The 22,118-nt window shown below is 68.3% G+C and carries 25 protein-coding genes; 11 read left to right on the forward strand and 14 right to left on the reverse strand.

What is annotated here, in order from left to right:
• Positions 1 to 38: 38 nt before the first annotated feature.
• The 3 genes from V6M51_RS02160 to trxB form a co-directional block, all read right to left on the reverse strand.
• Complete coding sequence (locus tag V6M51_RS02160; RefSeq protein ID WP_332764236.1) at positions 39 to 1,352, reverse strand: amidohydrolase; 1,314 nt, start codon at positions 1,350 to 1,352, stop codon at positions 39 to 41.
• Between the two features lie 166 nt (positions 1,353 to 1,518).
• Positions 1,519 to 2,817 (reverse strand): UDP-N-acetylglucosamine 1-carboxyvinyltransferase, encoded by a 1,299-nt coding sequence (locus tag V6M51_RS02165; protein WP_332764238.1) that lies wholly within the window; start codon positions 2,815 to 2,817, stop codon positions 1,519 to 1,521.
• A 58-nt stretch (positions 2,818 to 2,875) separates the two neighbouring features.
• Positions 2,876 to 3,883, reverse strand: a complete 1,008-nt coding sequence (gene trxB, locus V6M51_RS02170) for a thioredoxin-disulfide reductase (RefSeq protein WP_332764240.1) — start codon at positions 3,881 to 3,883, stop codon at positions 2,876 to 2,878.
• A 113-nt stretch (positions 3,884 to 3,996) separates the two neighbouring features.
• On the opposite strand from trxB, the gene pseI reads away from it, so the two are divergent.
• On the forward strand, positions 3,997 to 5,052 hold the full coding sequence (gene pseI, locus V6M51_RS02175) for a pseudaminic acid synthase (RefSeq protein WP_332764242.1): 1,056 nt from the start codon (positions 3,997 to 3,999) through the stop codon (positions 5,050 to 5,052).
• 4 nt (positions 5,053 to 5,056) lie between these two features.
• Here pseI and V6M51_RS02180 read toward each other — a convergent pair whose 3' ends face one another.
• From V6M51_RS02180 to greA, 5 genes are read right to left on the reverse strand one after another with little or no spacing between them, the layout of a single operon-like run.
• Positions 5,057 to 6,316: a flagellin modification protein FlmF gene (locus V6M51_RS02180; protein WP_332764243.1), complete on the reverse strand. Its 1,260-nt coding sequence runs from the start codon at positions 6,314 to 6,316 to the stop codon at positions 5,057 to 5,059.
• A gap of 34 nt (positions 6,317 to 6,350) precedes the next feature.
• Complete coding sequence (gene pseG / locus V6M51_RS02185; protein WP_332764244.1) at positions 6,351 to 7,406, reverse strand: UDP-2,4-diacetamido-2,4,6-trideoxy-beta-L-altropyranose hydrolase; 1,056 nt, start codon at positions 7,404 to 7,406, stop codon at positions 6,351 to 6,353.
• A gap of 45 nt (positions 7,407 to 7,451) precedes the next feature.
• Entirely contained in the window at positions 7,452 to 7,886 is a 435-nt protein-coding gene (locus V6M51_RS02190) for a GNAT family N-acetyltransferase (protein WP_332764246.1), read from the reverse strand.
• Positions 7,883 to 8,878, reverse strand: a complete 996-nt coding sequence (locus tag V6M51_RS02195) for a mitochondrial fission ELM1 family protein (RefSeq protein WP_332764247.1) — start codon at positions 8,876 to 8,878, stop codon at positions 7,883 to 7,885. Before V6M51_RS02195 ends, V6M51_RS02190 begins: the two co-directional genes overlap by 4 nt.
• Before the next feature lie 29 nt (positions 8,879 to 8,907).
• Positions 8,908 to 9,381: a transcription elongation factor GreA gene (gene greA / locus V6M51_RS02200; RefSeq protein ID WP_305677653.1), complete on the reverse strand. Its 474-nt coding sequence runs from the start codon at positions 9,379 to 9,381 to the stop codon at positions 8,908 to 8,910.
• Between the two features lie 197 nt (positions 9,382 to 9,578).
• Here greA and V6M51_RS02205 point away from each other — a divergent pair, with 197 nt between their 5' ends.
• Complete coding sequence (locus V6M51_RS02205) at positions 9,579 to 10,217, forward strand: glutathione S-transferase family protein (protein ID WP_332764250.1); 639 nt, start codon at positions 9,579 to 9,581, stop codon at positions 10,215 to 10,217.
• On the opposite strand, the gene V6M51_RS02210 is transcribed toward V6M51_RS02205, so the two are convergent.
• Together V6M51_RS02210 and V6M51_RS02215 are read right to left on the reverse strand one after the other, a co-directional pair.
• Positions 10,214 to 10,714 carry an AAA family ATPase gene (locus V6M51_RS02210; protein WP_332764252.1) on the reverse strand — a complete coding sequence of 167 codons (501 nt, stop codon included), beginning with the start codon at positions 10,712 to 10,714 and terminating at the stop codon, positions 10,214 to 10,216. The two genes, V6M51_RS02205 and V6M51_RS02210, sit on opposite strands and share 4 nt — an antisense overlap.
• A 9-nt stretch (positions 10,715 to 10,723) precedes the next feature.
• Positions 10,724 to 11,521 (reverse strand): SDR family NAD(P)-dependent oxidoreductase, encoded by a 798-nt coding sequence (locus V6M51_RS02215; protein WP_332764254.1) that lies wholly within the window; start codon positions 11,519 to 11,521, stop codon positions 10,724 to 10,726.
• Between the two features lie 126 nt (positions 11,522 to 11,647).
• Between V6M51_RS02215 and V6M51_RS02220 the strand changes: the two genes are divergently transcribed.
• A complete protein-coding gene (locus V6M51_RS02220; RefSeq protein WP_332764256.1) occupies positions 11,648 to 12,166 on the forward strand; it encodes a GNAT family N-acetyltransferase in 519 nt (172 codons plus the stop codon).
• A gap of 30 nt (positions 12,167 to 12,196) precedes the next feature.
• Here V6M51_RS02220 and V6M51_RS02225 read toward each other — a convergent pair whose 3' ends face one another.
• Positions 12,197 to 12,358 (reverse strand): hypothetical protein, encoded by a 162-nt coding sequence (locus V6M51_RS02225; protein ID WP_332764258.1) that lies wholly within the window; start codon positions 12,356 to 12,358, stop codon positions 12,197 to 12,199.
• A gap of 255 nt (positions 12,359 to 12,613) precedes the next feature.
• Between V6M51_RS02225 and V6M51_RS02230 the strand changes: the two genes are divergently transcribed.
• Together V6M51_RS02230 and V6M51_RS02235 are read left to right on the forward strand one after the other, a co-directional pair.
• Positions 12,614 to 12,862, forward strand: coding sequence for a hypothetical protein (locus V6M51_RS02230; RefSeq protein ID WP_332764260.1), 249 nt, complete (start codon positions 12,614 to 12,616; stop codon positions 12,860 to 12,862).
• Positions 12,859 to 13,206: a hypothetical protein gene (locus V6M51_RS02235; protein ID WP_332764262.1), complete on the forward strand. Its 348-nt coding sequence runs from the start codon at positions 12,859 to 12,861 to the stop codon at positions 13,204 to 13,206. Before V6M51_RS02230 ends, V6M51_RS02235 begins: the two co-directional genes overlap by 4 nt.
• Here V6M51_RS02235 and carB read toward each other — a convergent pair.
• Positions 13,203 to 16,493, reverse strand: a complete 3,291-nt coding sequence (gene carB / locus V6M51_RS02240; protein ID WP_332764264.1) for a carbamoyl-phosphate synthase large subunit — start codon at positions 16,491 to 16,493, stop codon at positions 13,203 to 13,205. The genes V6M51_RS02235 and carB overlap by 4 nt on opposite strands.
• Positions 16,494 to 16,683: 190 nt before the next feature.
• On the reverse strand, positions 16,684 to 16,890 hold the full coding sequence (locus V6M51_RS02245) for a cold-shock protein (RefSeq protein ID WP_254834032.1): 207 nt from the start codon (positions 16,888 to 16,890) through the stop codon (positions 16,684 to 16,686).
• Between the two features lie 352 nt (positions 16,891 to 17,242).
• Here V6M51_RS02245 and V6M51_RS02250 point away from each other — a divergent pair, with 352 nt between their 5' ends.
• The 5 genes from V6M51_RS02250 to V6M51_RS02270 all read left to right on the forward strand — a co-directional run bounded on the left by V6M51_RS02250 (position 17,243) and on the right by V6M51_RS02270 (position 20,233).
• Positions 17,243 to 17,656, forward strand: a complete 414-nt coding sequence (locus tag V6M51_RS02250) for a cupin domain-containing protein (RefSeq protein ID WP_332764269.1) — start codon at positions 17,243 to 17,245, stop codon at positions 17,654 to 17,656.
• A 124-nt stretch (positions 17,657 to 17,780) separates the two neighbouring features.
• Positions 17,781 to 18,296, forward strand: coding sequence for a sigma-70 family RNA polymerase sigma factor (locus V6M51_RS02255; RefSeq protein ID WP_332764710.1), 516 nt, complete (start codon positions 17,781 to 17,783; stop codon positions 18,294 to 18,296).
• Complete coding sequence (locus tag V6M51_RS02260) at positions 18,293 to 19,012, forward strand: anti-sigma factor (protein ID WP_332764270.1); 720 nt, start codon at positions 18,293 to 18,295, stop codon at positions 19,010 to 19,012. The genes V6M51_RS02255 and V6M51_RS02260 overlap by 4 nt, the downstream gene beginning before the upstream one ends.
• Before the next feature lie 65 nt (positions 19,013 to 19,077).
• Entirely contained in the window at positions 19,078 to 19,551 is a 474-nt protein-coding gene (locus V6M51_RS02265) for a YbjN domain-containing protein (protein ID WP_332764272.1), read from the forward strand.
• Between the two features lie 178 nt (positions 19,552 to 19,729).
• The gene (locus V6M51_RS02270; protein WP_332764274.1) at positions 19,730 to 20,233 is read left to right on the forward strand and encodes a fasciclin domain-containing protein; all 504 of its coding nucleotides are present in this window, start codon (positions 19,730 to 19,732) and stop codon (positions 20,231 to 20,233) included.
• 57 nt (positions 20,234 to 20,290) lie between these two features.
• On the opposite strand, the gene carA is transcribed toward V6M51_RS02270, so the two are convergent.
• Positions 20,291 to 21,460, reverse strand: a complete 1,170-nt coding sequence (carA, locus tag V6M51_RS02275) for a glutamine-hydrolyzing carbamoyl-phosphate synthase small subunit (protein WP_332764276.1) — start codon at positions 21,458 to 21,460, stop codon at positions 20,291 to 20,293.
• Positions 21,461 to 21,613: 153 nt separating this feature from the next.
• Between carA and V6M51_RS02280 the strand changes: the two genes are divergently transcribed.
• Positions 21,614 to 22,048, forward strand: coding sequence for a DUF1330 domain-containing protein (locus V6M51_RS02280; protein ID WP_332764278.1), 435 nt, complete (start codon positions 21,614 to 21,616; stop codon positions 22,046 to 22,048).
• Positions 22,049 to 22,118: the final 70 nt, after the last annotated feature.

Raw genomic sequence — 22,118 nt, forward strand, 5'->3', positions numbered from 1 at the left:
GCAAAGGGTGGTTTGTGGACGCCACGGGTCGTGGCGCTTCAACCTCCGAGCACGTTCAGCACCGCGAGAGACGTCGCCTTCACTCCGGTTCGAATGCTCGGCTCCGGAACCGGCGCATACTGGGGTGAATGGTTGAAGGGCAGAGGCGGGCCGCCGTTCCTGGCCGCCTGCACCCTGCCCGGATCGTAGATGCCGATCTCGAAGAAGAGCGAGCGCGGAACGCCAGCCAACGCAAACTGCGAGAAGTCTTCGCTTGCGGTAATGAAATCCCTCTTCGGTATCGCGGATTGACCGAACGCCTGGCGGAAGACCGCAGCCGTCCGCTCTGTCAATTCGGGGTCGTTCACGACCGAGTCCGCGCTCTGGGGTTTGCTGATTTCCGGCTTTGGCGCGCCAGCCATCATTGCCGCCGCTAGCGCCACCCGCTCGACACCCGCCAGAAGTTTGGCGCGGACCTCCGGGTCATAGCTTCGGATCGTTCCCCGCACCGTCACCTCGTCCGGGATGATGTTTCCGGCCGTCCCGCCCTGGATGGCGCCGATCGTCACCACGCCTGGCTGCTGCGGGTTCTTCTCGCGGCTGACGACGGACTGGACATCGACAACGAACCGCGCGGCGATCAGCACCGGATCGATGGTCGTGTCCGGGCTCGATCCATGGCCGCCTCGCCCCTTGAAAGTGATCTCAATGTTGTCGGCGGCCGATGTGAGCGCGCCGGGCCGGTAAAGGACCTGACCCGCGGCATAGGGGCCGGTGTGCAGCGCGAAGCCATAATCCGGCTTCGGGAAGCGGGTGAACAAGCCGTCCTTCAACATCGCGGTGGCACCGCTCACCGTCTCTTCGGCAGGCTGGGCGACGAACATCAGTGTGCCGCGCCATCTGTCCTTCATGCCCATCAGGACGCGGGCCGCACCCACCCACGAGGCCATGTGAACGTCGTGCCCGCAGCTGTGGGCGACGAAGGTGGGCTGGCCCCGGTAGTTCGTCTGCACGCGCGAGGCGTAGGGCAACCCGGTCCTTTCCTCCATCGGCAGCGCATCGAGTTCGGTGCGCACCAGCACTGTCGGCCCCGCGCCATTACGAACGATGGCCACGAGGCCCGAGCCGCCGACATGCTCCGTCACCGTGAAGCCCAGCTTGCGCATCTCTGCGCCCAGCAGCGCGGCGGTGCGTGTCTCTTGAGAGCTAAGCTCTGGGTTGGCGTGGATATCGGCGTAGAGACGGAAAAGGTCCGGATAGATCTGGTCCAGCTCTCGATCGATCCAACTGTTCGCCGCCCTGACATCCAGGGCTTGGGCAGGCCAGGCCCAGGCACAAAGCGCCAGCGCAAGGCCCACAAATCGACCGATCATGGCTGTCATCCCCCGAAGTCAGCCATGAGAATAGCAGCCCCGAAGGCGGCCCGAAGCACCTTTTCCTCCGAAAGCTCGGGCAGAGCTCAATGTCCGCGATGGGTCGGAAGCGGAAGTTGGCATGGTGGCCGCTAGCCGACTTAGCCAGGACTATGGGCACGCGTCCCTAGTCCCCCGCCACCCAGCTCACGTCGGCCCCAAGGGCATTGAGGTTCTCCACGAACCGCGGATGGGCGCGCTGGATGGGGGAGGCGTTGAGGATGGTGCTCTCGCCCTCGATGCTGGCGGCCAGCATGAAGAGGGCGATGGCCACGCGGATGATGTAGGGGCTCTCGACCTCGGCCGGAACCAGGGGCTTGCCGCCGAAGGTGATCAGCCGGTGCGGGTCGCAGAGCAGGGAGTGGGCGCCGAACTTACCCAGTTCGGACGACCAGCCGAGCGCGCCCTCATAGACCTTGTTCCAGAACATCACCTGACCCTCGGCGCGCACGCCCAGGGCCACGAAGATCGGCAGCAGGTCGGCCGGGACATAGGGCCAGGGCGCCGCCTCGACCTTGGTCAGGATGTTGCTCGTGAAGGGCTCGCGCACCTTCAGCGGGCCGTCGACCCGGGCGCGGGACCAGCCGTTCTCGTGGGTGATCTCCACCCCGAACTTGGCGAAGGTGCGGTCGAGCAGCGGGAACTGCTCCACCGAGCCGTTACGCACGGCGATGTCGCCGCCGGTGATCGCGCCCATGGCCAGGAAGGTGGCCACCTCGTGGAAGTCGTCGGCGAAGGTGAACTCCACCCCGCCCAGGTCGTCGACCCCCTCGACATCGACGCGGGAGCCGCCGACCCCTTCGATCTTCGCCCCCATGCGGGCCAGGAAGTCACAGAACTCCTGGACGTGCGGTTCGCAGGCGGCGTTGGTCAGGCGCGAACGGCCCTTGGCGGTGGCCGCGCACAGGACGAAGTTCTCGGTGGTGGTGACCGAGGCGTAGTCGAGCCAGTGCTGGACCGCCGAGAAACCCTTGGGCGAGGTGATGACGATGGAGGTCGTGTCGCTGACCACCTGGGCCCCGAAGGCGCGGAAGACGTCGATGTGCGGATCGATTTCGCGGGCGCCCAGGGTGCAGCCGGTGACGTCCTCCTCCAGGCTGGCGCGGCCGAAGCGGTGCAGCAGGGCCGGGATCAGCATGATCGAGGAGCGCATGCCCAGCGGCAGGTGCGCGGCCTTGGGATCGAGGTCGCCGCCGTGGTGCAGGCGCAGGGTCCCGGTGTCGAAATCCATCTCCACCGAACTGCCGAGGTTCCTGAAGAATTCCAGCAGCTTGCGGACGTCGGTTATGTCGGGGACGCGGTGCAGGGTCACCGGCTCGTCGGAGAGCAGGGTGGCGCACAGCACCGGCAGGACGGCGTTCTTGTTGGCCGAGGGCGTGATCTCGCCCCGCAAGGCGCGGCCGCCTCGCACGATCAGGTTCGTCATGGGCGCGCGCGGCCTCGTCGAGGGTGGAATGTCAGCGACCTTAGCGGCTGACGGGCGCTCACCAAGTGCCGATCTTCTCGGCCTCTTGATGGCTGATCGGGTGGTGGGCCTTTTCGTGGTCTTCCTCGGCCAGCAGGCGGACGGCTTCCAGGGCGGCCATGCAGCCCATGCCGGCGGCGGTGACCGCCTGGCGATAGATGTCGTCGGTGACGTCGCCGGCGGCGAAGACGCCCGGAATGGCGGTCGAGGCCGTGCCGGCCTTGACCTGCAGGTAGCCGGCGGCGTCGGCCTCGAGTTGGCCCTTGAACAGTTCGGACGCCGGGGCGTGGCCGATGGCGACGAACACCCCGTCGGCCGCCAGCTCGCGGGTTCCGCCGGTCTTGACGTTCTTCAGCCGCACGCCGGTGACGCTCAAGGGATCGGTGGAGCCCAGCACCTCGTCGATCCCGTGCTCCCAGATCACCTCGATCTTGGGATTGGCGAACAGACGCTCCTGCAGGATCTTCTCGGCGCGGAACTCGTCGCGGCGGTGCACGACGGTGACCTTGCTGGCAAAGTTGGTGAGGAAGAGGGCCTCCTCGACCGCGGTGTTGCCGCCGCCGACCACCACGACCTCCTTGCCGCGATAGAAGAAGCCGTCGCAGGTGGCGCAGGCCGAGACGCCGAAGCCCTGGAACTTCTGCTCGGTCGGCAGGCCCAGCCACTTGGCCTGGGCTCCGGTGCAAATGATCAGGGTCTCGGCCAGCCAAACGTCGCCCGAGTCGCATTCGAGCCGGAACGGGCGCTGCGACAGGTCGGCCTTCAGCACGATGTCGTTGATGATCTCGGTCCCGACATGGGCCGCCTGGGCCTGCATCTGTTCCATCAGCCAGGGCCCCTGGATCACGTCGGCGAAGCCCGGATAGTTTTCCACGTCGGTGGTGATGGTGAGCTGGCCGCCAGGCTGGATGCCGGCGATCAGCACCGGATTGAGCAAGGCGCGCGCGGCGTAGATGGCGGCGGTGTAGCCAGCCGGGCCGGAGCCCAGGATCAGGCAGCGGGTGGTGCGGGGAGCGTTCTGCGACATCGCGTCTATGTAGGTGAGATTCTGGCGCGTTGCGACTGGGTCGGGGCGCGGTTGGTTAACGCAGCCTTCAAGGGGTGTATCTATCCTACGATAAACGCACGCCGAGTTCGTACATGTCATACGCCCCCGAGATCGAGATCGCCGGCCGCAAGATCGGGCCGGACCACGAGCCCTATGTCATCTGCGAGCTGTCGGGGAACCACAACGGCAGCCTGGACCGGGCCCTGCTGATGGTCGACGCGGCGGCCGACACCGGCTGCGACGCCATCAAGATCCAAACCTACACCGCCGACACCATCACCATGGATGTCGATCGGCCGGAGTTCCAGATCCACGGCGGGCTGTGGGACGGGCGCAGCCTCTATGAGCTCTACCAGGAGGCCCAGACGCCGTACGAGTGGCACGCGGCGATCTTCGAGCGCGCCCACAAGCGCGGGGTGACCATCTTCTCCAGCCCCTTCGACGAGACGGCGGTGGACCTGCTGGCCGGTCTCGACGCGCCCGCCTACAAGATCGCCTCCTTCGAGGCCGTGGACCTGCCGCTGATCCGCTACGCCGCGGCCAAGGGCAAGCCGCTGATCATCTCCACCGGCATGGCCAACCAGGCCGAGATGGCCGCCGCCCGCGACGCGGCCCTGGCGGCCGGGGCGCCGGGCGTGGTCCTGCTGCACTGCGTGTCCAGCTATCCGGCCACCTTCGAGGACGCCAACGTCCGCACGGTCGCCGACATGGCGACGCGGTTCGCAAGCCCCATCGGCCTGTCGGACCATACGCCGGGCACGGCGACCTCGGTGGCGGCCATCGCCATGGGCGCCTGCGTGATCGAGAAGCACTTCACCCTGGCCCGGGCCGACGGCGGGCCTGACGCCGCCTTCAGCCTGGAGCCCGCCGAGTTCGCCGCCCTGGTCCGCGACAGCAAGGACGCCTGGAAGTCCCTGGGCCGGGCCCATTACGACATCCTGGGTTCGGAGCGCGGGTCGCTGCAGTTCCGCCGCTCGCTCTATGTGGCCGCCGACGTCAAGGCCGGCGAGACCCTGAGTCGGACTAATATCCGCTCTATCCGGCCCGGCAACGGCCTGCCGCCCGCGCACCTGGACGAGGTGCTGGGCAAGCCGGCCAAACGCGACCTGACCCGGGGCGAGCCACTGGCCTGGGACATGGTCGGCTAGCGGCTCAGGCGGCGACCGCTTCAGGCCGCTCGCGCGCCTGGCTGAGGCCCTCGGCGATGCAGGCGAGGCGTTCGCTCTCGTGCGCGCAGGCCCAGCCGGCGTCGATGAAGCCTGCGCCGAACCGGCGCTGTAGGCCGATCCGCATGGCCGTGAGCTTCCTCGCCCCGTCCATTGTCAGGTAGCACTCCTGAGGTTCCACCGTGCCCAGCATCTGCTCGCCGAGGCAGAGCGAGGCGCCGCCGAAGCTCGACATCAGCCGGTGGATCTCCCGGCGCAGGTCGGCGTCGGAGGCCTCGGTCACGCAGCGGGCTGTCAGCAGGACCTGGCCGCGGCTTTCGTAGAGGTGGACCTCGCAGACCGCGCCCTGAGCGGTGAAGTTGCGCAGCACGAAGGGGACCGGCCCGGCGTAGCGGGCCTTGAAGACATGGGTGGCCAGGCTCCGGCCCACCCGGCGCGTGGGCTCGATCCCGGCCAGGGCGAAGAGGGGCGCCGGATCGGCGGTCCAGACCAGGGCGTCGCCGGGGGCATGATTGGCGAGCGCCTGACCCGGCGCGACCAGGCTGTTCAGCCGGATCGAGACGCCCAGCCGCTCCAGGGCGCGGCGCGCGCCGGCGAAGAGACCCGTGAAGCCGCCGGCCGGGACGCCGACGACGGTGTCGTCCAGGCGTCCGCAGAGGGCGCGGGGAATGGCGTAGAGCTCGGCGTGCAGCGGGCAGGCGCGGCGCGCCAGCGCCAGGTCGGCGACATCGCCGCCGGTGGGAAACACCTGGTCGACGCCGAGTTCCACCGCCGCGGCGGCGTGGATTTCGTCCAGCCAGGCGTCGAGGCGCCACTGCAGGTATCGGGTCAGGGGCTGGGCGATGTCCGAGGGATAGGCGCGCAGGCGATCGGCCAGGCTGTCGCCCGTCAGGGCCGACAGCGCGATCTGGCGGGTGCGCAGGGCGGGGCCAGCGAAATCATGGACCACCGCCACGTCGCCGCAGGGCGCGGGGCTGATGGACCCGGCCCGGTTCTCGGCGTCTTCGAAGGCTAGGCCGCCGGATTCCAGCAGGGCCCGGACCGGGTCGCCGGGACCACCGAACCGGCGGGGTCGGACGCGCAGCTCCAATCCGTGATCCAGCCGGGGCAGGTCCGGTCCGCCCAGCTCGCCGAAGCGTTCGTGCAGTTCGATCTCGCGCCAGCCGAGGCTGTGGGCCTGCAGCGCGGCGAGCACGCCGGTCAGTCCGCCGCCAACGATCCGAACCTTCGTGGAGCTCTGGGCCATGCCTCAAGGTGAGGCGGCCATTGCGAAGACTTGGTTAAGACGGGGCCGCTGGGACAGGCTGTCGCGGGGCGGCGATGACCTCCAGCAAGGCCTCGGCGACGCGCCCCGCGCCCAGGCCGTCGCAGACCTCGGCGCTGGCGGCCGAGAGGCGGGCGCGGGTCGCGCTGTCCGACAGCAGGCGCACGATCGCCCGGTCCAGCACGGCCTCGAAGTCGGCGTCCTGGGCGTCGACGACCAGCGCCGCGTCGCGGGCGGCCAGGGCCAGGGCCGCCGGGCGCTGGTTGTCGGCCAGGATCAGCAGCGCCGAGGGCAGGCCGAGCACGCAGCGCTCCCAGGTGGTGGAGCCCGCCGCCCCGATGGCGACGTCGGCCGCGGCGGTCAGCGCCGCCATGTCCTGGGTGTCCACATGCAGGGTGATGCGTGGATCGTGGGCGGCCACACGGCGCAGGCCCGGCAGGCTGCCGGCGCCGCTGCCCAGCACGATGTCGAGGGCCACCTGGCCGTTGCGCTGGCGTAGGTGGTCGACGACCCGGGCGGTGATCTTGCTGAGATCGGTCAGGCCCAGGGCCACCAGCACCCGGCCCACGGGACCGCCGCGCCGGGCCAGGGCCTCCTCGCGCAGGGCGGCGAACTCGGGACGCACGGGCGCATAGTCGGGGCCGAGCAGCAGGCGTGCCTGGTCGGCGAAGAAGGCGTAGTCGGCCGCCACCCTGGCAGGCCCGGAGTCCAGCACCAGGTCGGCGGCCAGGGGCCGGTCGGCGAGGTCGTCGATCACCAGGGTCGGGCGGCCGTGGGCCACGGCCTCGTGCTCGGCGCGAGCCAGGCCGTAGTGGTCGAACACCACCGCGTCGAACTGCACGCCGGTGGCCGCGTCGGCCAGGTGCTCGGCGTCGACGGAGGTGGCGTCCTCACGGCTGATGTCGGGACCGAAGGCGTCCAGCACCGCGGCCACCTCGGGTGGGGCCAGGAAGGCGCAGGCCGCGCCCCGGGCGATCAGCGCGCGGGCCAAGGTCAGGGAGCGCATCACGTGACCCCCGCCGACCTCAGGGCCGGCGTTCGCGATGAACAGGATGCGCGGGCGGAGAATCATCTCGCAGCCATGGAAGGCCTAAACCTTCGCTGTGGAAAGGCGGCGTTACAGCGCGGGCGGGCGTACGAAGAACAGCTCCGGGTCGCCCGGGTCCAGATTCTCGACCTGGCCGCTCGGGAGATAGCCGCGGCAGGAGAGCAGGCCCTGCATGATCGTGTTGGAGACATTGGTCGAGACGAAGAGCTTCTGGCCCGCGTGGACCCGTTCGATCTCGGTCAGCAGGGCGGCGGCCACGCCGCGCCGCCGCGCCGCAGGCGCGGTGACGATCAGGTCCAGAAACGGGTTGGAGAAGAACTCACCCATCACCGCGAAGCCCGCCGGCTCGCCGTCCAGCAGGGCCAGGCGCGCCACGCGGCCCTTCTCGCCGGCGAAGGCGCGGGTCAGCCAGTCGTGACGGTGGGCGTCGCGGGCGGCGACCTCGTCCATGGCCAGGGCGACGGGGAGGTCCGCCGGGCCGGCGAGGCGGACCGTGAGGCTCATCCCTTGGCCTTCCAGGCGTCGTAGCGGGCCAAGACCTCGGCGGCGGCGCGGTCGGTCTCGGCCAGGGGTTCGTAGGTCCAGCTGTGGAAGGCGTCGCCCATCGGGCGTGCCGCTCCGATGCGCTCGAGATCCTCGTGGAAGCGACGCAGCTTCAGGCTCTCGCCGTCCATCTTGAGGATGAAGACCGGTTTGCCCGTGGAGGCCGCGTCGGTGGCGAGGTTGGTGGAGTCCTCGGTGACCAGGATGTAGTCGGCCGCGGCCAGGTAGGCGAAATAGGGATTGTCCCCGGTCCCATCCCAGATCACGCCGGGCAGGTGGCGCAAACGCGAGGCCAGGATCGCCTGGGCCTGGGGCGGAGTGCGGCGGGTGAAGGTGATCATCACCGAGCCGCCCTCTTCCGTGACCGGCAGTTCGATCTCCCGGGCCATGGCCGCGGCGCGGACCGGCGACAGGTCGTGGGCCTTGGACTTGCCGCCGATCACCACGGCGACGCGGGGACGGGGCAGGGGCCCCAGCACGTCCTTGAAGCGCGCCAGGTCGCCGTCCAGCCGGTCGGCGTTCACCCGGCCGGGCGAGCCGATGATCGGGAAGACGTTGTCGCCGGCCAGCCGGTCATGCTTGGGCGGGATGACCAGGTCGAACTTCGAGGGGGGCAGGCGCGGGTCCTGGATCTGCACCACATAGGCCTGACCGCCCGACCAGCCCTTGATGCGTAGCGATAGCGGCAGGGTGGCGCGCCCGGCGGCGATCCAGACGTCCGGCCACGGCGGCGCGATCTCGCTCTCCGAGGAGAGGAAGCGCTTGGGCAGCAGGTTGAGCCACCAGGGCAGGCGGCCGATCCGACCCTTCCAGCCGATCCGCTTGACCACAACCTTGGCCTTGCGGCGCGCGGCCACGGCGCCGGCCAGCCCGGTGACCTGGGCCTCGATGCCGGCGCGGCCGTCGGAGACGGCCCAGACGATCAACGGACGTTCGGTTGCGGGTGTCGCCACGTCGCAAGCCCTCGGGCCGGAGCCGGGTGCTAGGCCCAATCGACCTTGGTGATCTCGTAGGCCTTGCCGCCGCCGGGGGTGTGCACCTCGACGACGTCGCCGGTTTCCTTGCCGATCATGGCTCGGGCCAGCGGGGACAGGATCGAGATCTTGCCCTTCTTCACGTCAGCCTCGTGCTCGCCGACGATCTGGTAGCGGGCCTTTTCCTCGGTGTCCTCGTCCACCACGGAGACGGTGGCGCCGAACTTCACCTGGCTGCCGGACAGCTTGGAGACATCGATCACCTGAGCGCGCGCCATCTTGTCTTCGATGTCGGCGATCTGGCCTTCGATCCAGCCTTGGCGTTCCTTGGCGGCGTGATATTCGGCGTTCTCGGAAAGGTCGCCATGCGAGCGCGCTTCCGAGATCGCCGCGATAACAGCGGGGCGCTCAGCGGTCTTCAAACGCTTTAGTTCGTCGTCGAGAGCTTTCCAGCCCTCGGCGGTCATCGGGACTTTTTCCATGGTAGATGGGGACTCGGGTTCGCCCTTGAGGTGTTCGTTGCCGGCCGCGGGCGCAGGCGTCCGGGGGGGTAGAGGATAGAAGCTTGCCCAAGAAAACTCAAGGGGTGCAATGCAGCATGACGTTGGTTGGCGGTCGCGACCGTCTGGCGCCCAGTCTGCTGCGAACCTAGATAGACGGCAAGTCGGAAAGGCCAAGCATGACGCCCAGGCGCGGAATCACCCTCTACCACTCGCCGGCCAGCCGGGCCTTCACCGCCTATTGGCTGCTGGAGGAGTTGGGCGTTCCGTTCCGCGTCGAGACCGTGGACATCCGCAAGGGCGACCAGAAGAAGCCCGAATACCTGAAGCTCAATCCGTCGGGAAAGGTGCCCACCATCACCGACGGCAAGGTGGTGGTCAGCGAGAACCCCGCCATCTGCATCTATCTGGCCGACCGCTACGGCTATGGCGGCCTGGCGCCCCGTATCGAGGACGTCGACCGCGGGGCCTATCTCAAATGGATGGTCTATTCGACCGCGGTGCTGGACCCGCTGATCAGCCTGCACCCCAAGCATATCGACCTGCCCGGGACCGAGACCGGTTTCGGCGGCTTCGACGATATGCTGGGGGTGATGGAGGGCGCGCTGAAAGGCCGGAACTACCTGCTGGGGGACAAGTTCACCGCCGCCGACGTCATGCTGGGCTCGACCCTCTCGGCGGCGCTGCATCGCAAGGACTTGCCGGAGCTTCCAGCGATCATGGACTACGACGCCCGCCTGGCGCGCCGCCCGGCCTATCAGCGCGCCGCCGACGCCACCTGGCCGGCGTGGCTGTTCGCGGGGACCGCGGCGACCTAGGTGCTCTCCGACACCACGCAGCCGGCGAGCTCGGCGGCTTCAGGCGCCTCATAGACCCCCTCGATGAACTCGAACATCTCCGGGTTCACCTCGATGGCGAAGGTCTTGCCGCGGATCTCGTTGCGCTCCATCACCCGCGCGCGCCGCACGGCCGCCGGGGCGGTGACGAAGTGGAACTGCAGGGGCAGTTCGACGGCCTGGGCGATTTCGGCCACCCGAGCGCGGTCGGCCTTGCGCATCAGGCCCAGGTCCAGGACCACCGAGGTTCCCGTCGCGATAGTGGCCGCGGCCGTGGACCAGATCTGCGCCTCGCAGCGCTCGACCCGCTCCATCATCCACTCGAACTCCAGCGGATCGGGCATGTCGGCGCCGAACAGCCGGGCCATCCAGTCGTCGAGGGCGAAATGGACGGCCGGCTCGCGGCGGGCGAGCTCCTGGGCGTAGGTGGACTTTCCGGCGCCGGAAGGGCCGAAGACGACGTGCAGGGTGGCGGGCATGAGCCGCTCCTACTTCACGCTCAGCCCGCCGTCGATCACGATCTCGGCCCCGGTCACATAGCGGCTCTCGTCGGAGGCCAGCCACAGGACGCCGTTGGCGATGTCCAGGGGATAGCCCTTCACGCCGAGCGGCACGCCCTCGGCGCTCATGGCGTCCAGCACCACCGGCCGCGCGGGCCGCGCATTGTCGCCCGGTTCGCCGGTGCCCATGATCGAGTCCCAGATCGGCGTCTCGATGATGCCGGGGTGCACGGAATTGACCCGGACGCCGTCCTTGGCGTTGGCGCATTCCATGGCCACGGCCTTGGTGAACAGCCGCACGCCGCCCTTGGTGGCGCAGTATCCGGCCAGGATCGCCGAGCCCTTCAGGCCAGCCACCGAGGACATGTTGATGATCGAACCGCCACCGCCCTGGCGCATCAGCGGGATGGCGTGCTTCACGCCCAGGAAGACGCCGTCGAGGTTGATCGCCGTCTGGCGTTGGAAGTCGGCCAGGGACATCTCCAGCACCGAGCCCGAGATGCCGATGCCGGCGTTGTTCACCAGGATATCGAGGCGGCCATGCCGGGCCTTGATGGCGGCGATGACGTCGATCCAGGCCTGTTCGCCGGTGACGTCGTGGTGCAGGTAGTCGGCCTTGCCGCCGCCGGAGACGATCACCGCAACAACCTCGGCGCCCATCTCGTCCTGGAGGTCGGTCACGACCACGGTCGCGCCTTCCTCAGCCAGCCGTTCGGCGCAGCCGCGCCCGATCCCGCTCGCGCCGCCGGTGATCAGCGCCACCTTGCCCTCGACCCGTCCCGCCATGGTTACCCTCCCAGAGTGATCGTTGTTTAGTTGGCCGTACGCCTAGCCTAGCTCTTCGATCAGGGCCAGCCTCACGCCGCGTCGCTTAGATTCGGGCCGCAGAGCCCACCAGTCGGGAGAGCGTTCATGAGCATCACCATCCGGGCCTGCCGCCCGGGGGATGAGGCGGCCCTGGCCCTGGTCGGCCAGGCGACGTTCCTGGAGACCTATGCGGGGGTGCTGCCGTCGGCCGACATCGTCAGCCACTGCAAGAGCGAGCACGGCGAGGCGCTATACGCGGACTGGTTGGCCAAGCCCGGCTACAGCCTTTGGGCGGCGGAGATGGACGAGGGCGGGGCTGCGGTTGGTTATGCCGCCCTGACGCCCCCGGACCTGCCGGTGCCGACCGGCGAGAAGGACGTGGAGCTGAAGCGCATCTATCTGCTGAACCGGTTCCACGGGACCGGGCTCGGGGCCAAGCTGATGACCACGGCGATGGACGCCGCGGCGCAGGCCGGATTCACCCGGATGCTGCTGGGCGTGTTCGGTGGAAATTCACGCGCAATCGCCTTCTACGCCCGCCAAGGCTATGTCGAGGCGGGCGTGAGGAAATTCCGCGTGGGCGCGAACGAGTACGACGATCTGGTGTTGGCTAGGGCGCTCTGACCAGATCGGCGTCTCGCTGGGTCCTGACGCTTACCAGGTCACCTTGCCGTTGGCGGTCAGAAGACCGACCAGCATGGCCGCCCCGAGCGCGATGATCAGCCCCACAATGATCAAGTCTGTGTAGCCTTCGAAGCGCTCGAGCAGGTGCTTGTTCTTGTGGTGGACCTCACCCTCGTGGTGTCCGGATTGCATGGCGTTTCCTTCGCATTCTGTTCAAGAGGACGAATCCTCCGCCAGACTGCGACAGGCGCCCAGGTGGGCCTTCCGGCTGGTCATCAGGGGCCGCCGGAGCTCGCCCACTACGCGCCTGCCGAAGCTAGGCGACACGCAAAGGGTGCGCCCCGGAAACCTGGTGGTCAATCAGACTCTTAAGCTTGGCCATTCACGAGCGCGTGCGGCGGGAGTTACCAGCTTGCCTGTTCACCATGCTGATGATACCAAGTTACCATGGTAACAATCGAACGAACCCAGACCGGCGTGCGGATCGAGCGCCGCCTGCTGAAGGTGCTGAAAAGCCTCGCCGAATATCTCGACATGTCGCTGGGCGATCTGATCGAGGGGATGACCCTGCACGCCTTCGAGGGCAAGGCGCCGTTCTCGCCGGAGACCCTGGAGAAGATAGCCGCCCTGAAGGGCGTCTACGGCCTGGACCTTGCCGCGGCCGACGCCCACCGCCTGACGGAGACTCCGAAATGACCGAAACGACGGCGCTCTATCTGTATCGCTGCGTCTATGTCGCCTTCATCGTCTTCGCCTCGGCCAAGACCTTCCTCGAGGGCTGGCCCGCAACCCACGGCGGCGGTGAGGCGGCCCAGATGGGGACCTTCATCCGGCTGCTGGCGGGTGCCGAGATCGTCGCGGCGCTCGCCTTCCTCTGGATCCCGGCGCAGCTCTGGGCCGGCGGCGCCCTCATCGCCATCTTCGTCATCGCCACCGGGGTGGACCTGGCGCACGGCGGCGTCCCGGCCCGCTTCGCCTATTACAGCGCCACGGTGGCGATCCTGGTGTTCCTGGAGATGAAGCTGGGGGCGACGGCCTAGGCGTAGCTCTGCAGCGGCCGGACCTCGAGGGTGTCCTCCACAGTGGCCGCGATGGCCTGGGCGGCGGCGAGCGCTCCGGCGGTGGTGGTGAAGTAGGGGGTCTTCATCATTAGGGCCGTGCGGCGGATCTCGAAGCTGTCGGCCAGGGACTGCTTGCCCTCGGTGGTGTTGAACACCAGCTGGACGCCGCCGTTCTTCATGGTGTCGACGATGTGCGGCCGGCCCTCCAGCACCTTCTTGACCGTCTCCACCGCCAGGCCTTCGCCGGACAGGTAGGAGGCGGTGCCCGAGGTGGCGAGGATCTTGAAACCCAGCTCGATCAGCAGGCGCACGGGCTCCTTGATCCAGGTCTTGTCGGCGTCCTTCACCGAGACGAAGACGCAGCCGGACTTGGGCAGGTTCACCCCGCCGCCGAGTTGGCTCTTGGCGAAGGCCCGGGCGAAGGCCGGGGCGCTGGAGGTCTCGCCGTCGCGGATCCAGTCCAGGCCCATGACCTCGCCCGTGGAGCGCATCTCGGGGCCCAGGATGGTGTCGACCCCGGCGAAGCGGGCGAAGGGGAAGACGGCTTCTTTCACGGCCACATGGTCGTAGGGCTTTTCCACCAGATTGAAGCTGGAGAGCTTCTCGCCGGCCATGACCTTGGCCGCGATCGCGGCGATCGGCTGGCCGATGGTCTTGGCCACGAAGGGCACGGTGCGGCTGGCGCGGGGATTGACCTCCAGCACATAGATGCGCGGGGCGGCCGAGTGCGGCTCCTCGATGGCGAACTGCACGTTCATCAGGCCGCGGACATTGAGCGCGAAGGCCATGGCCTCGGTCTGGCGCTTCAGCTCGGCGATGGTCTCGGGCTTCAGCGAGAAGGGGGGCAGGGAGCAGGCGCTGTCGCCCGAGTGCACCCCAGCCTCTTCGATATGCTCCATGACGCCGCAGACGAAGACGGTCTCGCCGTCGCATAGGGCGTCCACGTCGACCTCGGTGGCGCGCGACAGGTACTGGTCGATCAGGACGGGGCTGTCGCCGGAGACCTGGACGGCGGTGTTGACGTAGCGCTCGAGCTGCTCGTCGTCGCGGATGATCTCCATGGCCCGGCCGCCCAGGACATAGGAGGGCCGGATGACGATGGGGTAGCCGACCGCGTGGGCGCCGGCGAAGGCCTCGTCGCGCGAGCGGGCGATGGCGTTGACCGGCTGGGCGATCTTCAGGCGGTGCAGCAGCTGCTGGAAGCGCTCGCGGTCCTCGGCCAGGTCGATGGCGTCGGGGGAGGTGCCGAGGATCGGGATGCCGGCGTCTTCCAGGGCCTGGGCCAGCTTCAGCGGGGTTTGGCCGCCGAACTGGACGATGACGCCCAGCAGGGTCCCGCGGGTCTGCTCGACGGCGATGAGCTCCAGGACATCCTCGGCGGTCAGGGGCTCGAAATAGAGCCGGTCGGAGGTGTCGTAGTCGGTCGACACGGTCTCCGGGTTGCAGTTGACCATGATCGACTCGACGCCGATGGCGTCCAGGGCGAAGGCCGCGTGGCAGCAGCAGTAGTCGAACTCGATGCCCTGGCCGATCCGGTTTGGACCGCCGCCCAAGATGATCGCCTTGCGGGCCTCGGTAGGCTCGCTCTCGCATTCGGGGGTCTGGCCCAGCGCCCCGGTTTCATAGGTCGAGTACATGTAGGGCGTGGCCGCCCGGAACTCGCCCGCGCAGCTGTCGATGCGCTTGAACACCGGGCGCACCCCGTGGGCGCGGCGCTGCTCGCGCACCTCGCGCTCGGTGGTGTGGGTCAGCTTGGCCAGGCGCGCGTCGGAGAAGCCCTGGGCCTTGAGGCCGCGGAACTCCGCGGCGTTGGCGGGCAGGCCCGCGACCATGATCGCCGCCTCGGCGCGCATCAGGTCCTCGATCTGGCGCAGGAACCAGGGCTCGTAGGAGCAGGCCTCGTTGATCTCGTCCACCGACAGGCCATGGCGGAAGGCCTGGGCGATCACCCGCAGGCGGTCGGGGGTGGGCTGGCCGAGCGCGCGGATCACTGCGGCGCGGCCGGTCTCGGGGTCGTTCGCGCCCTCGATCTCGATGTCATCGAGGCCGGTCAGGCCGGTCTCCAGGCCGCGCAGGGCCTTCTGCAGGCTCTCGGCGAAGGTGCGGCCGATGGCCATGACCTCGCCCACCGACTTCATGGCGGTGGTCAGGTGCGGTTCTGAGCCCGGGTATTTCTCGAAGGCGAAGCGCGGGATCTTGGTGACCACATAGTCGATGCTGGGCTCGAACGAGGCCGGGGTGGCGCCGGTGATGTCGTTCATCAGCTCATCGAGGGTGTAGCCCACGGCCAGGCGCGCGGCGACCTTGGCGATCGGGAAACCTGTGGCCTTGGAGGCCAGGGCCGACGAACGCGACACGCGCGGGTTCATCTCGATGACCACCATGCGCCCATCGGCGGGGTTCACCGCGAACTGCACATTGGAGCCGCCGGTCTCCACCCCGATCTCGCGCAGGACGGCGATCGAGGCCGCCCGCATGCGCTGGTATTCCTTGTCGGTCAGCGTCAGCGCCGGGGCGACGGTGATGCTGTCGCCGGTATGGACGCCCATCGGATCGATGTTCTCGATGGAACAGACGATGATGCAGTTGTCCGCCTTGTCGCGGACCACCTCCATCTCGAACTCCTTCCAGCCCAGCACGCTCTCCTCGATGAGGACTTCGGTGGTGGGGGAGAGGTCGAGGCCGCGCGCCACGATCTCGTGGAACTCTTCCAGGTTATAGGCGATGCCGCCGCCGGTGCCGGCGAGCGTGAAGGACGGGCGGACGATGGCGGGCAGGCCCACGAAGTCCAGGCCCTCCAGGGCCTCGTCCATGGTGTGGGCGGCCTTGGACTTGGGGCTCTCGAGGCCCAGCTTGTCCATGGCGTCGCGGAATTTCTGGCGGTCCTCGGCCTTGTCGATGACGTCGGCCTTGGCCCCGATCATCTCCACGCCGTACTTGGCCAGCACGCCGGAGGCCTCGAGGGCGAGCGCCGTGTTCAGCGCCGTCTGACCGCCCATGGTCGGCAGCAGGGCGTCGGGCCGCTCCTTGGCGATGATCTTCTCGACGATCTCCGGCGTGATCGGCTCGACATAGGTGGCGTCGGCCACGTCCGGGTCGGTCATGATCGTGGCCGGGTTCGAGTTGACCAGCACGATGCGGTAGCCCTCGGCGCGCAGCGCCTTGCAGGCCTGGACCCCCGAATAGTCGAACTCGCAGGCCTGTCCGATGACGATCGGGCCGGCGCCGATGATGAGGATCGACGAGATGTCGGTGCGTTTGGGCATATCTACTCGCGCGCGAGGGCGGGCGCGGCTCGAAGCGCGCCCGGTCCCGGTCAAACTGCAGGTTAAGGGGGCCGTTTAGAGACGGAGTCGCCTGGGCGCAAGCCGCGTTTCGCCCAAAGAAAATGGGCCGGCGTCGCCGCCGGCCCATCATCGTTCTGACATAAGGGCCCGAGGGCCCGAATGCGGTCGCCTAGACCTGCAGGTTGCCGGCGGACATCTTGCCGCTGCGACGATCCTGTTCGAGCTCGTAGTTGACCTTTTGGCCTTCGTTCAGGCTACGCAGGCCTGCGCGCTCGACGGCCGAAATGTGCACGAAGACGTCAGCGCCGCCGTCGTCGGGTTGGATGAAGCCGTAGCCCTTGGTTCCGTTGAACCATTTCACAGTGCCGGTAGCCATAGAGATATTCGTCCTTGATAGATATGCCCGCAGCCCAAGCGGTTTGAGCAACGGATCAAAGGTCTCGGGGGATCGGGGAGCAGGTCCGGAATCCCAGGCGGGATAAGGAAATTCAGCCGAACCGTACGAGTTTGACCCTCGAACCGTAGCGCGGTTCCAGCCACCCCGCAAGATGATCCGCCGAACACTGGTCTTGGGGCCGCGACGACTTGGTTTCCGAAGCCGATAGGCGGCTATTCTGGAGACTAGATGGTCCCCGGCCTGAAATCCCTGGCCCTTACGGCGTAGGCTTGCGAAGGTTTGAGTGCGCATCTGTACGGCGGACTTGCTTGCCGCGCGCCCGGAGATCTGAATGACGATGCTTTCGCTTTTCCTTGGCCTGGCCGCGGCGACCGCCTGCGCCGGGCCTACAGTCTCACCGATCTCACGCCCTCTGGCGGCCTTCGAGACCACCCAGGGCGGCCAACCGATCCTGCTGCCCCAGGGGCCGGTTCGGGTCAGCGTCTCGGAGACCACCATTCCGCCGGGCGGGATCATCCCAGCCCACAAGCACCCCAACCAGCGCTTCGCCTACGTCCTGGCCGGCCGGGTGAAGGTGACCAACCTGGACACCGGGGCGGTGGTCGAGATCTCGCCCGGCGATTTCGCGGTCGAGGCCCGCGACCAGTGGCACCAGGGCGAGGCCCTGGGCGGGGAGGGCGCGCGGCTGCTGATCATCGACCAGGCGCCGCCCGGCCAGGCCAACATGATCCGACGCGACCCGTGATCGCGGAACGACGGTTTCAGGCTTGCCTTGGCGCCTTGGCCTAGGGCAGCCTCGCCGTCCGTAAGACGGTCTGCGAACCCCTGGTTTGAACGCGACTTCCTCGATCGACCCGCTCGCCGAACTGTTGCCGCGCATCGCGTCGGGCGATCGCGCGGCGCTGCGACAACTTTACCAGGCCACGTCTTCGAAGCTTTTCGGCGTCTGTCTTCGTATCTTGTCCGACAGGGATGAGAGCGAAGACGTGCTGCAAGAGGTCTATTTGACGATCTGGCGAAGGGCCGACCGCTTCGAAGCGGGCCGGGCCAGCGTCATGACGTGGATCTCGACCATCGCGCGCAATCGCGCCATCGACCGGCTGCGGGCGCGGGGTCCGCTGGCCTATGCCGAGCAGGTCGAAGACCTGGAGATCGATGACGGCAGGCCCAGCGCGGAGACTCTGCTGGCCGCCAGCCAGGACGGCCAGGCCCTGGGGCGCTGCCTGTCCGAACTGGACGAACGCACCCGGGCGGTCATCCGCACGGCCTTCTTCGAGGGTGTGACCTACGAAGCCCTGGCCCAGCGCATGGACGCCCCGCTCGGCACCGTGAAGAGCTGGATCCGCCGCGGCCTCCTCAAGCTCAGGGGGTGCCTGGAGCGATGAGCGATATCGGCCCCGAGCTGCGCGACGACGAGGCCCTGGCGGCCGAACACGCTCTGGGCGTGCTCTCCACGCGCGAAAGAGCCCTGGCGGAGGCCCGCATGGCCCGCGACCCCGCCTTCGCCGCCCAGGTCGAGGCCTGGCGCGAGCGGCTCGCCCCGATGCTGGCCGCCGTCGACCCGGTCGAGGCGCCCGCCGGGCTCTGGGCACGTATCGAACGCGCCCTGCCGGCCAACGACAACGGCCTCCTGAAGCGCATGCGCCTATGGCGGGGGACGGCGATGGGCTCGATGGGCCTCGCCGCCGCCAGCATCGCTGCGGCCGTCATGCTGGCCAGCCAGCCGCCGGTGGTGATCCGCACCGCCCCGCCGCCGATGGCGCCCATGCTGGACGCCCGCCTGGCCTCGACCGCCGGCCAGCCGATGTTCGTGGCGGCCTACGACCCGGCGCGGAAAGCCATGCTGGTGGCCTCGCTGATGGCGCCCGGCGCAGACCCGAACCATAGCCACGAGTTGTGGCTGATCCCCGCCGATGGCAAGCCGCGCTCGCTGGGCCTGGTGGCGCCCGGAACCTCCAAATCCATGCCGATGAAGCCGGAGATGGCCGGCATGGTCACCGAGGGCGCGGCGCTGGCGGTCTCGGTCGAACCGATGGGCGGCTCGAAGTCCGACGGCCCCTCGGGGCCCGTGGCGGCGATCGGCAAGCTCGCCAGGATCTGAGCCGCCGCCCTAGCGCCTGCAGCTGGAAACGCCCTATCCTGCGGTCAGGATTGGGGGAGCCGACCATGAAAACGCGTCTCATCGCCATGAGCCTGGCGGCGTTCGTCTGGCTGGGCGGCGCGGCGCAGGCCGCGGAGATCGCCAAGGGCGGCATGAGCGTCAAGGAGGTCAAGGCCTGGCTGACCGACGGCGGCTACAAGGCCGAGGTCGCCAAGGATGACGCAGGCGACGAGTACCTGAAGAGCGCGGCGGAGGGCGTCAGCTTCGACGTGCATTTCTACGACTGCGAGAAGGCGCGCTGCACCTCGATCCAGATGATCGCCGGCTTCGACATGGACGCCAAGCTGGCGATGGACAAGGTCAACGCCTGGAACAGCAAGAAGCGCTACGTCGACTGCTTCATCGACGACGACGGCGATCCCTGGTTCACCTACGACATCAACCTCAGCCCCGGCGCCACCCGCGAGGCCCTCGACGACAATTTCGCCGTCTGGCTGAGCTTCCTGCCCGACATGAAGACCCACATCGGCTGGGACTAGCCCCGCGCAGAAAAACGCCGGCGACGCGCATCCTTGGCGGAGGCCGTCCCGTATCCTTGGTGTCGCTGAGATGGCGGCAGATAATCCAGGGACTCGACCTATGTCTAACAAGTTCATTCCGGCGCTGGTCGCCGGAGTTGCTGCCGCTTGTCTCGTCAGCGGCGCGGCTTCTGCTCAAATGACCTCGCCCATGGGCAAGGAGAAGACGGTCATGGTCGGCGGCGCCGCCATGTATCCGTCCAAGAACATCGTCGAAAACGCGGTCAATTCGAAGGACCACACCACCCTGGTCACGGCCGTGCAGGCGGCCGGCCTGGTGGACACTCTGGCGAGCCCGGGCCCGTTCACGGTCTTCGCCCCGACCAACGCCGCCTTCGCCAAGCTCCCGGCCGGCACGGTCGAGACCCTGGTGAAGCCGGAAAGCAAGGCGACCCTGACCAAGGTGCTGACCTATCACGTGGCGCCGGGCCGCCTGTCGGGCGCTGACCTCGCCGCGATGGTGAAGGCTGGGGGCGGCAAGGCGACGCTGAAGACCGTGCAGGGCGAGAGCCTGACGATCATGGCCATGGGCGGCGGCCTGGTGGTCCACGACGCCATGGGCGGGACCTCGAAGGTGACCATCGCCGACGTCCACCAGTCGAACGGCGTGATCCACGTCGTCGACACGGTGCTGATGCCCTAGGCGCCGTGATGCGCCGGGCCCCTTCTCGTCGCGCCCGCGGCGGGAGGGGTTCGGGCGCTACTTGGCCGCGGCGTCCATGAAGCCCGCGAACCGCTCGAACAGGTAAAGCGAGTCCGTCGGGCCGGGAGACGCTTCCGGGTGGTGCTGGACCGAGAAGACCGGACGATCCTTGAGCGCGATGCCGGCATTGGTGCCGTCGAACAGCGACACGTGGGTCTCGACCACCGGCTCGGGCAGGCTGTCGCGATCGACGGTGAAGCCGTGATTCATGGAGACGATCTCCACCTTGCCGGTGGTGATGTCCTTCACCGGATGGTTCGCGCCATGGTGGCCCTGCTCCATCTTCATGGTGGTGGCGCCCAGCGCCAGCGCCATCATCTGATGGCCCAGGCAGATGCCGAACACCGGGACGCCGCTGTCGACCAGCTTCTTGATCTCCGGCACCGCGTATTCGCCGGTGGCCGCCGGGTCGCCGGGGCCGTTTGACAGCAGGATCCCGTCCGGCTTGCGGGCCAGGATGTCTTCGGCCGAGGTGCTTGCGGGCACGACGGTGGCGCGGGCGCCGATGGAGGTGAGCGCGCGCAGGATGTTGCGCTTCACCCCGTAGTCCAGGACCACGACCTCGTACTTCGGCTGGCCGGCCTTGGCGTAGCCCTCGGGCCAGGTCCACAGGCCCTCGTCATAGACGAAGGGCTGCAGGCAGGAGGCGTCCTTGGCGAGGTCCAGGCCCACCAGGCCCGACCAGGCCTTGGCCTTGGCGACCAGGGCCGGGATGTCGAACTTGCCGTCCGGGCTGTGGGCGATGACGCCGTGCGGCATGCCCTTCTCGCGGATGGCGCGGGTCAGCGCCCGCGTGTCGACCCCAGCCAGACCCACGACCTCTCGGCGCTTCATCCAGGTGTCGAGATCGCCGTCCGAGCGCCAGTTGGCGGGGGCGGTGGGCACGTCGCGGAAGATCGCGCCGCAGGCGGAGGTCTTGGCCGAGCCGGACATCTGTTCGATGTCCTCGACGTTCACCCCGGTATTGCCCATGTGCGGGAAGGTGAAGGCCACGATCTGGGACATGTAGGAGGGGTCCGTGAGGATCTCCTGGTAGCCGGTCATGGCGGTGTTGAAGCAGACCTCGCCCACCGCTTCGCCCGCCGCGCCGACCCCGATCCCCTGCAGGACCGTGCCGTCCGCCAACACCAGGACGCCGGTGACACCAGCAAGCAGGTCGGTGGTCATGGGCGTGGCTCCTAAGGGTTGGTCGCATGCTCGCAGAAGGCCGGCCGAGGGAAAACCCCGCCCGCTGGAACTGCCTGCTTGTTGCGCAAACGGCCGCGTAGTTAGTGAGTCCCGGAGGGCCGGTCAATGCGCCCTTGTGGGAGGAGGCCAGTCATGACCGCGCACATCGATCCCGACCGCGACGCCTGGGCGATCTTCAAGGCCCTGCCGCGGGACCAGCCGATTCAGATGCTGAACCTGGTGCGGGTGAAGCCGCTGGCCGAATATCCCGCCGACCATCCTGACCACGGCAAGGGGCTCACCGGGCTGGAGGCCTATCGCGCCTATGGCCGGACGACCGCGCCGATCTTCGCGCGGCTGGGCGGTCGCCAGGTCTGGGCCGGCAAGCCGCAGGTGATGGTGACGGGGCCACGGGACGAGGCCTGGGACCTGGCCTTCATCGCCGAATATCCGAACGCGGCGGCCTTCCTGGCCATGGTGGCCGACCCCGAGTACCGCGAGTTCGTGAAGCACAGGACCGCCGCCGTCGCCGATTCGCGGCTCCTACGGCTATCGCCGATCGAGCCGGGCGCGGGGTTCGGCGAATAGGTTTGGCTGAAAACGAGGGAAGTGTGTCATTTCCGACAGGGTGCGAGGCTGGCATGATCCTGGCTCCACC

The sequence above is a fragment of the Phenylobacterium sp. genome (assembly GCF_036677185.1).
Classification (GTDB): domain Bacteria; phylum Pseudomonadota; class Alphaproteobacteria; order Caulobacterales; family Caulobacteraceae; genus Phenylobacterium.

Excerpts from the sequence above, each read along its gene's own strand:
- V6M51_RS02160 (WP_332764236.1), bottom strand. The coding sequence starts at position 1,352 with ATGATCGGTCGATTTGTGGGCCTTGCGCTGGCGCTTTGTGCCTGGGCC.
- V6M51_RS02165 (WP_332764238.1), bottom strand. The coding sequence starts at position 2,817 with ATGACGAACCTGATCGTGCGAGGCGGCCGCGCCTTGCGGGGCGAGATC.
- trxB (WP_332764240.1), bottom strand. The coding sequence starts at position 3,883 with ATGTCGCAGAACGCTCCCCGCACCACCCGCTGCCTGATCCTGGGCTCC.
- pseI (WP_332764242.1), top strand. The coding sequence starts at position 3,997 with ATGTCATACGCCCCCGAGATCGAGATCGCCGGCCGCAAGATCGGGCCG.
- V6M51_RS02180 (WP_332764243.1), bottom strand. The coding sequence starts at position 6,316 with ATGGCCCAGAGCTCCACGAAGGTTCGGATCGTTGGCGGCGGACTGACC.
- pseG (WP_332764244.1), bottom strand. The coding sequence starts at position 7,406 with ATGATTCTCCGCCCGCGCATCCTGTTCATCGCGAACGCCGGCCCTGAG.
- V6M51_RS02190 (WP_332764246.1), bottom strand. The coding sequence starts at position 7,886 with ATGAGCCTCACGGTCCGCCTCGCCGGCCCGGCGGACCTCCCCGTCGCC.
- greA (WP_305677653.1), bottom strand. The coding sequence starts at position 9,381 with ATGGAAAAAGTCCCGATGACCGCCGAGGGCTGGAAAGCTCTCGACGAC.
- V6M51_RS02205 (WP_332764250.1), top strand. The coding sequence starts at position 9,579 with ATGACGCCCAGGCGCGGAATCACCCTCTACCACTCGCCGGCCAGCCGG.
- V6M51_RS02210 (WP_332764252.1), bottom strand. The coding sequence starts at position 10,714 with ATGCCCGCCACCCTGCACGTCGTCTTCGGCCCTTCCGGCGCCGGAAAG.
- V6M51_RS02215 (WP_332764254.1), bottom strand. The coding sequence starts at position 11,521 with ATGGCGGGACGGGTCGAGGGCAAGGTGGCGCTGATCACCGGCGGCGCG.
- V6M51_RS02220 (WP_332764256.1), top strand. The coding sequence starts at position 11,648 with ATGAGCATCACCATCCGGGCCTGCCGCCCGGGGGATGAGGCGGCCCTG.
- V6M51_RS02225 (WP_332764258.1), bottom strand. The coding sequence starts at position 12,358 with ATGCAATCCGGACACCACGAGGGTGAGGTCCACCACAAGAACAAGCAC.
- V6M51_RS02230 (WP_332764260.1), top strand. The coding sequence starts at position 12,614 with ATGGTAACAATCGAACGAACCCAGACCGGCGTGCGGATCGAGCGCCGC.
- V6M51_RS02235 (WP_332764262.1), top strand. The coding sequence starts at position 12,859 with ATGACCGAAACGACGGCGCTCTATCTGTATCGCTGCGTCTATGTCGCC.
- carB (WP_332764264.1), bottom strand. The coding sequence starts at position 16,493 with ATGCCCAAACGCACCGACATCTCGTCGATCCTCATCATCGGCGCCGGC.
- V6M51_RS02245 (WP_254834032.1), bottom strand. The coding sequence starts at position 16,890 with ATGGCTACCGGCACTGTGAAATGGTTCAACGGAACCAAGGGCTACGGC.
- V6M51_RS02250 (WP_332764269.1), top strand. The coding sequence starts at position 17,243 with ATGACGATGCTTTCGCTTTTCCTTGGCCTGGCCGCGGCGACCGCCTGC.
- V6M51_RS02260 (WP_332764270.1), top strand. The coding sequence starts at position 18,293 with ATGAGCGATATCGGCCCCGAGCTGCGCGACGACGAGGCCCTGGCGGCC.
- V6M51_RS02265 (WP_332764272.1), top strand. The coding sequence starts at position 19,078 with ATGAAAACGCGTCTCATCGCCATGAGCCTGGCGGCGTTCGTCTGGCTG.
- V6M51_RS02270 (WP_332764274.1), top strand. The coding sequence starts at position 19,730 with ATGACCTCGCCCATGGGCAAGGAGAAGACGGTCATGGTCGGCGGCGCC.
- carA (WP_332764276.1), bottom strand. The coding sequence starts at position 21,460 with ATGACCACCGACCTGCTTGCTGGTGTCACCGGCGTCCTGGTGTTGGCG.
- V6M51_RS02280 (WP_332764278.1), top strand. The coding sequence starts at position 21,614 with ATGACCGCGCACATCGATCCCGACCGCGACGCCTGGGCGATCTTCAAG.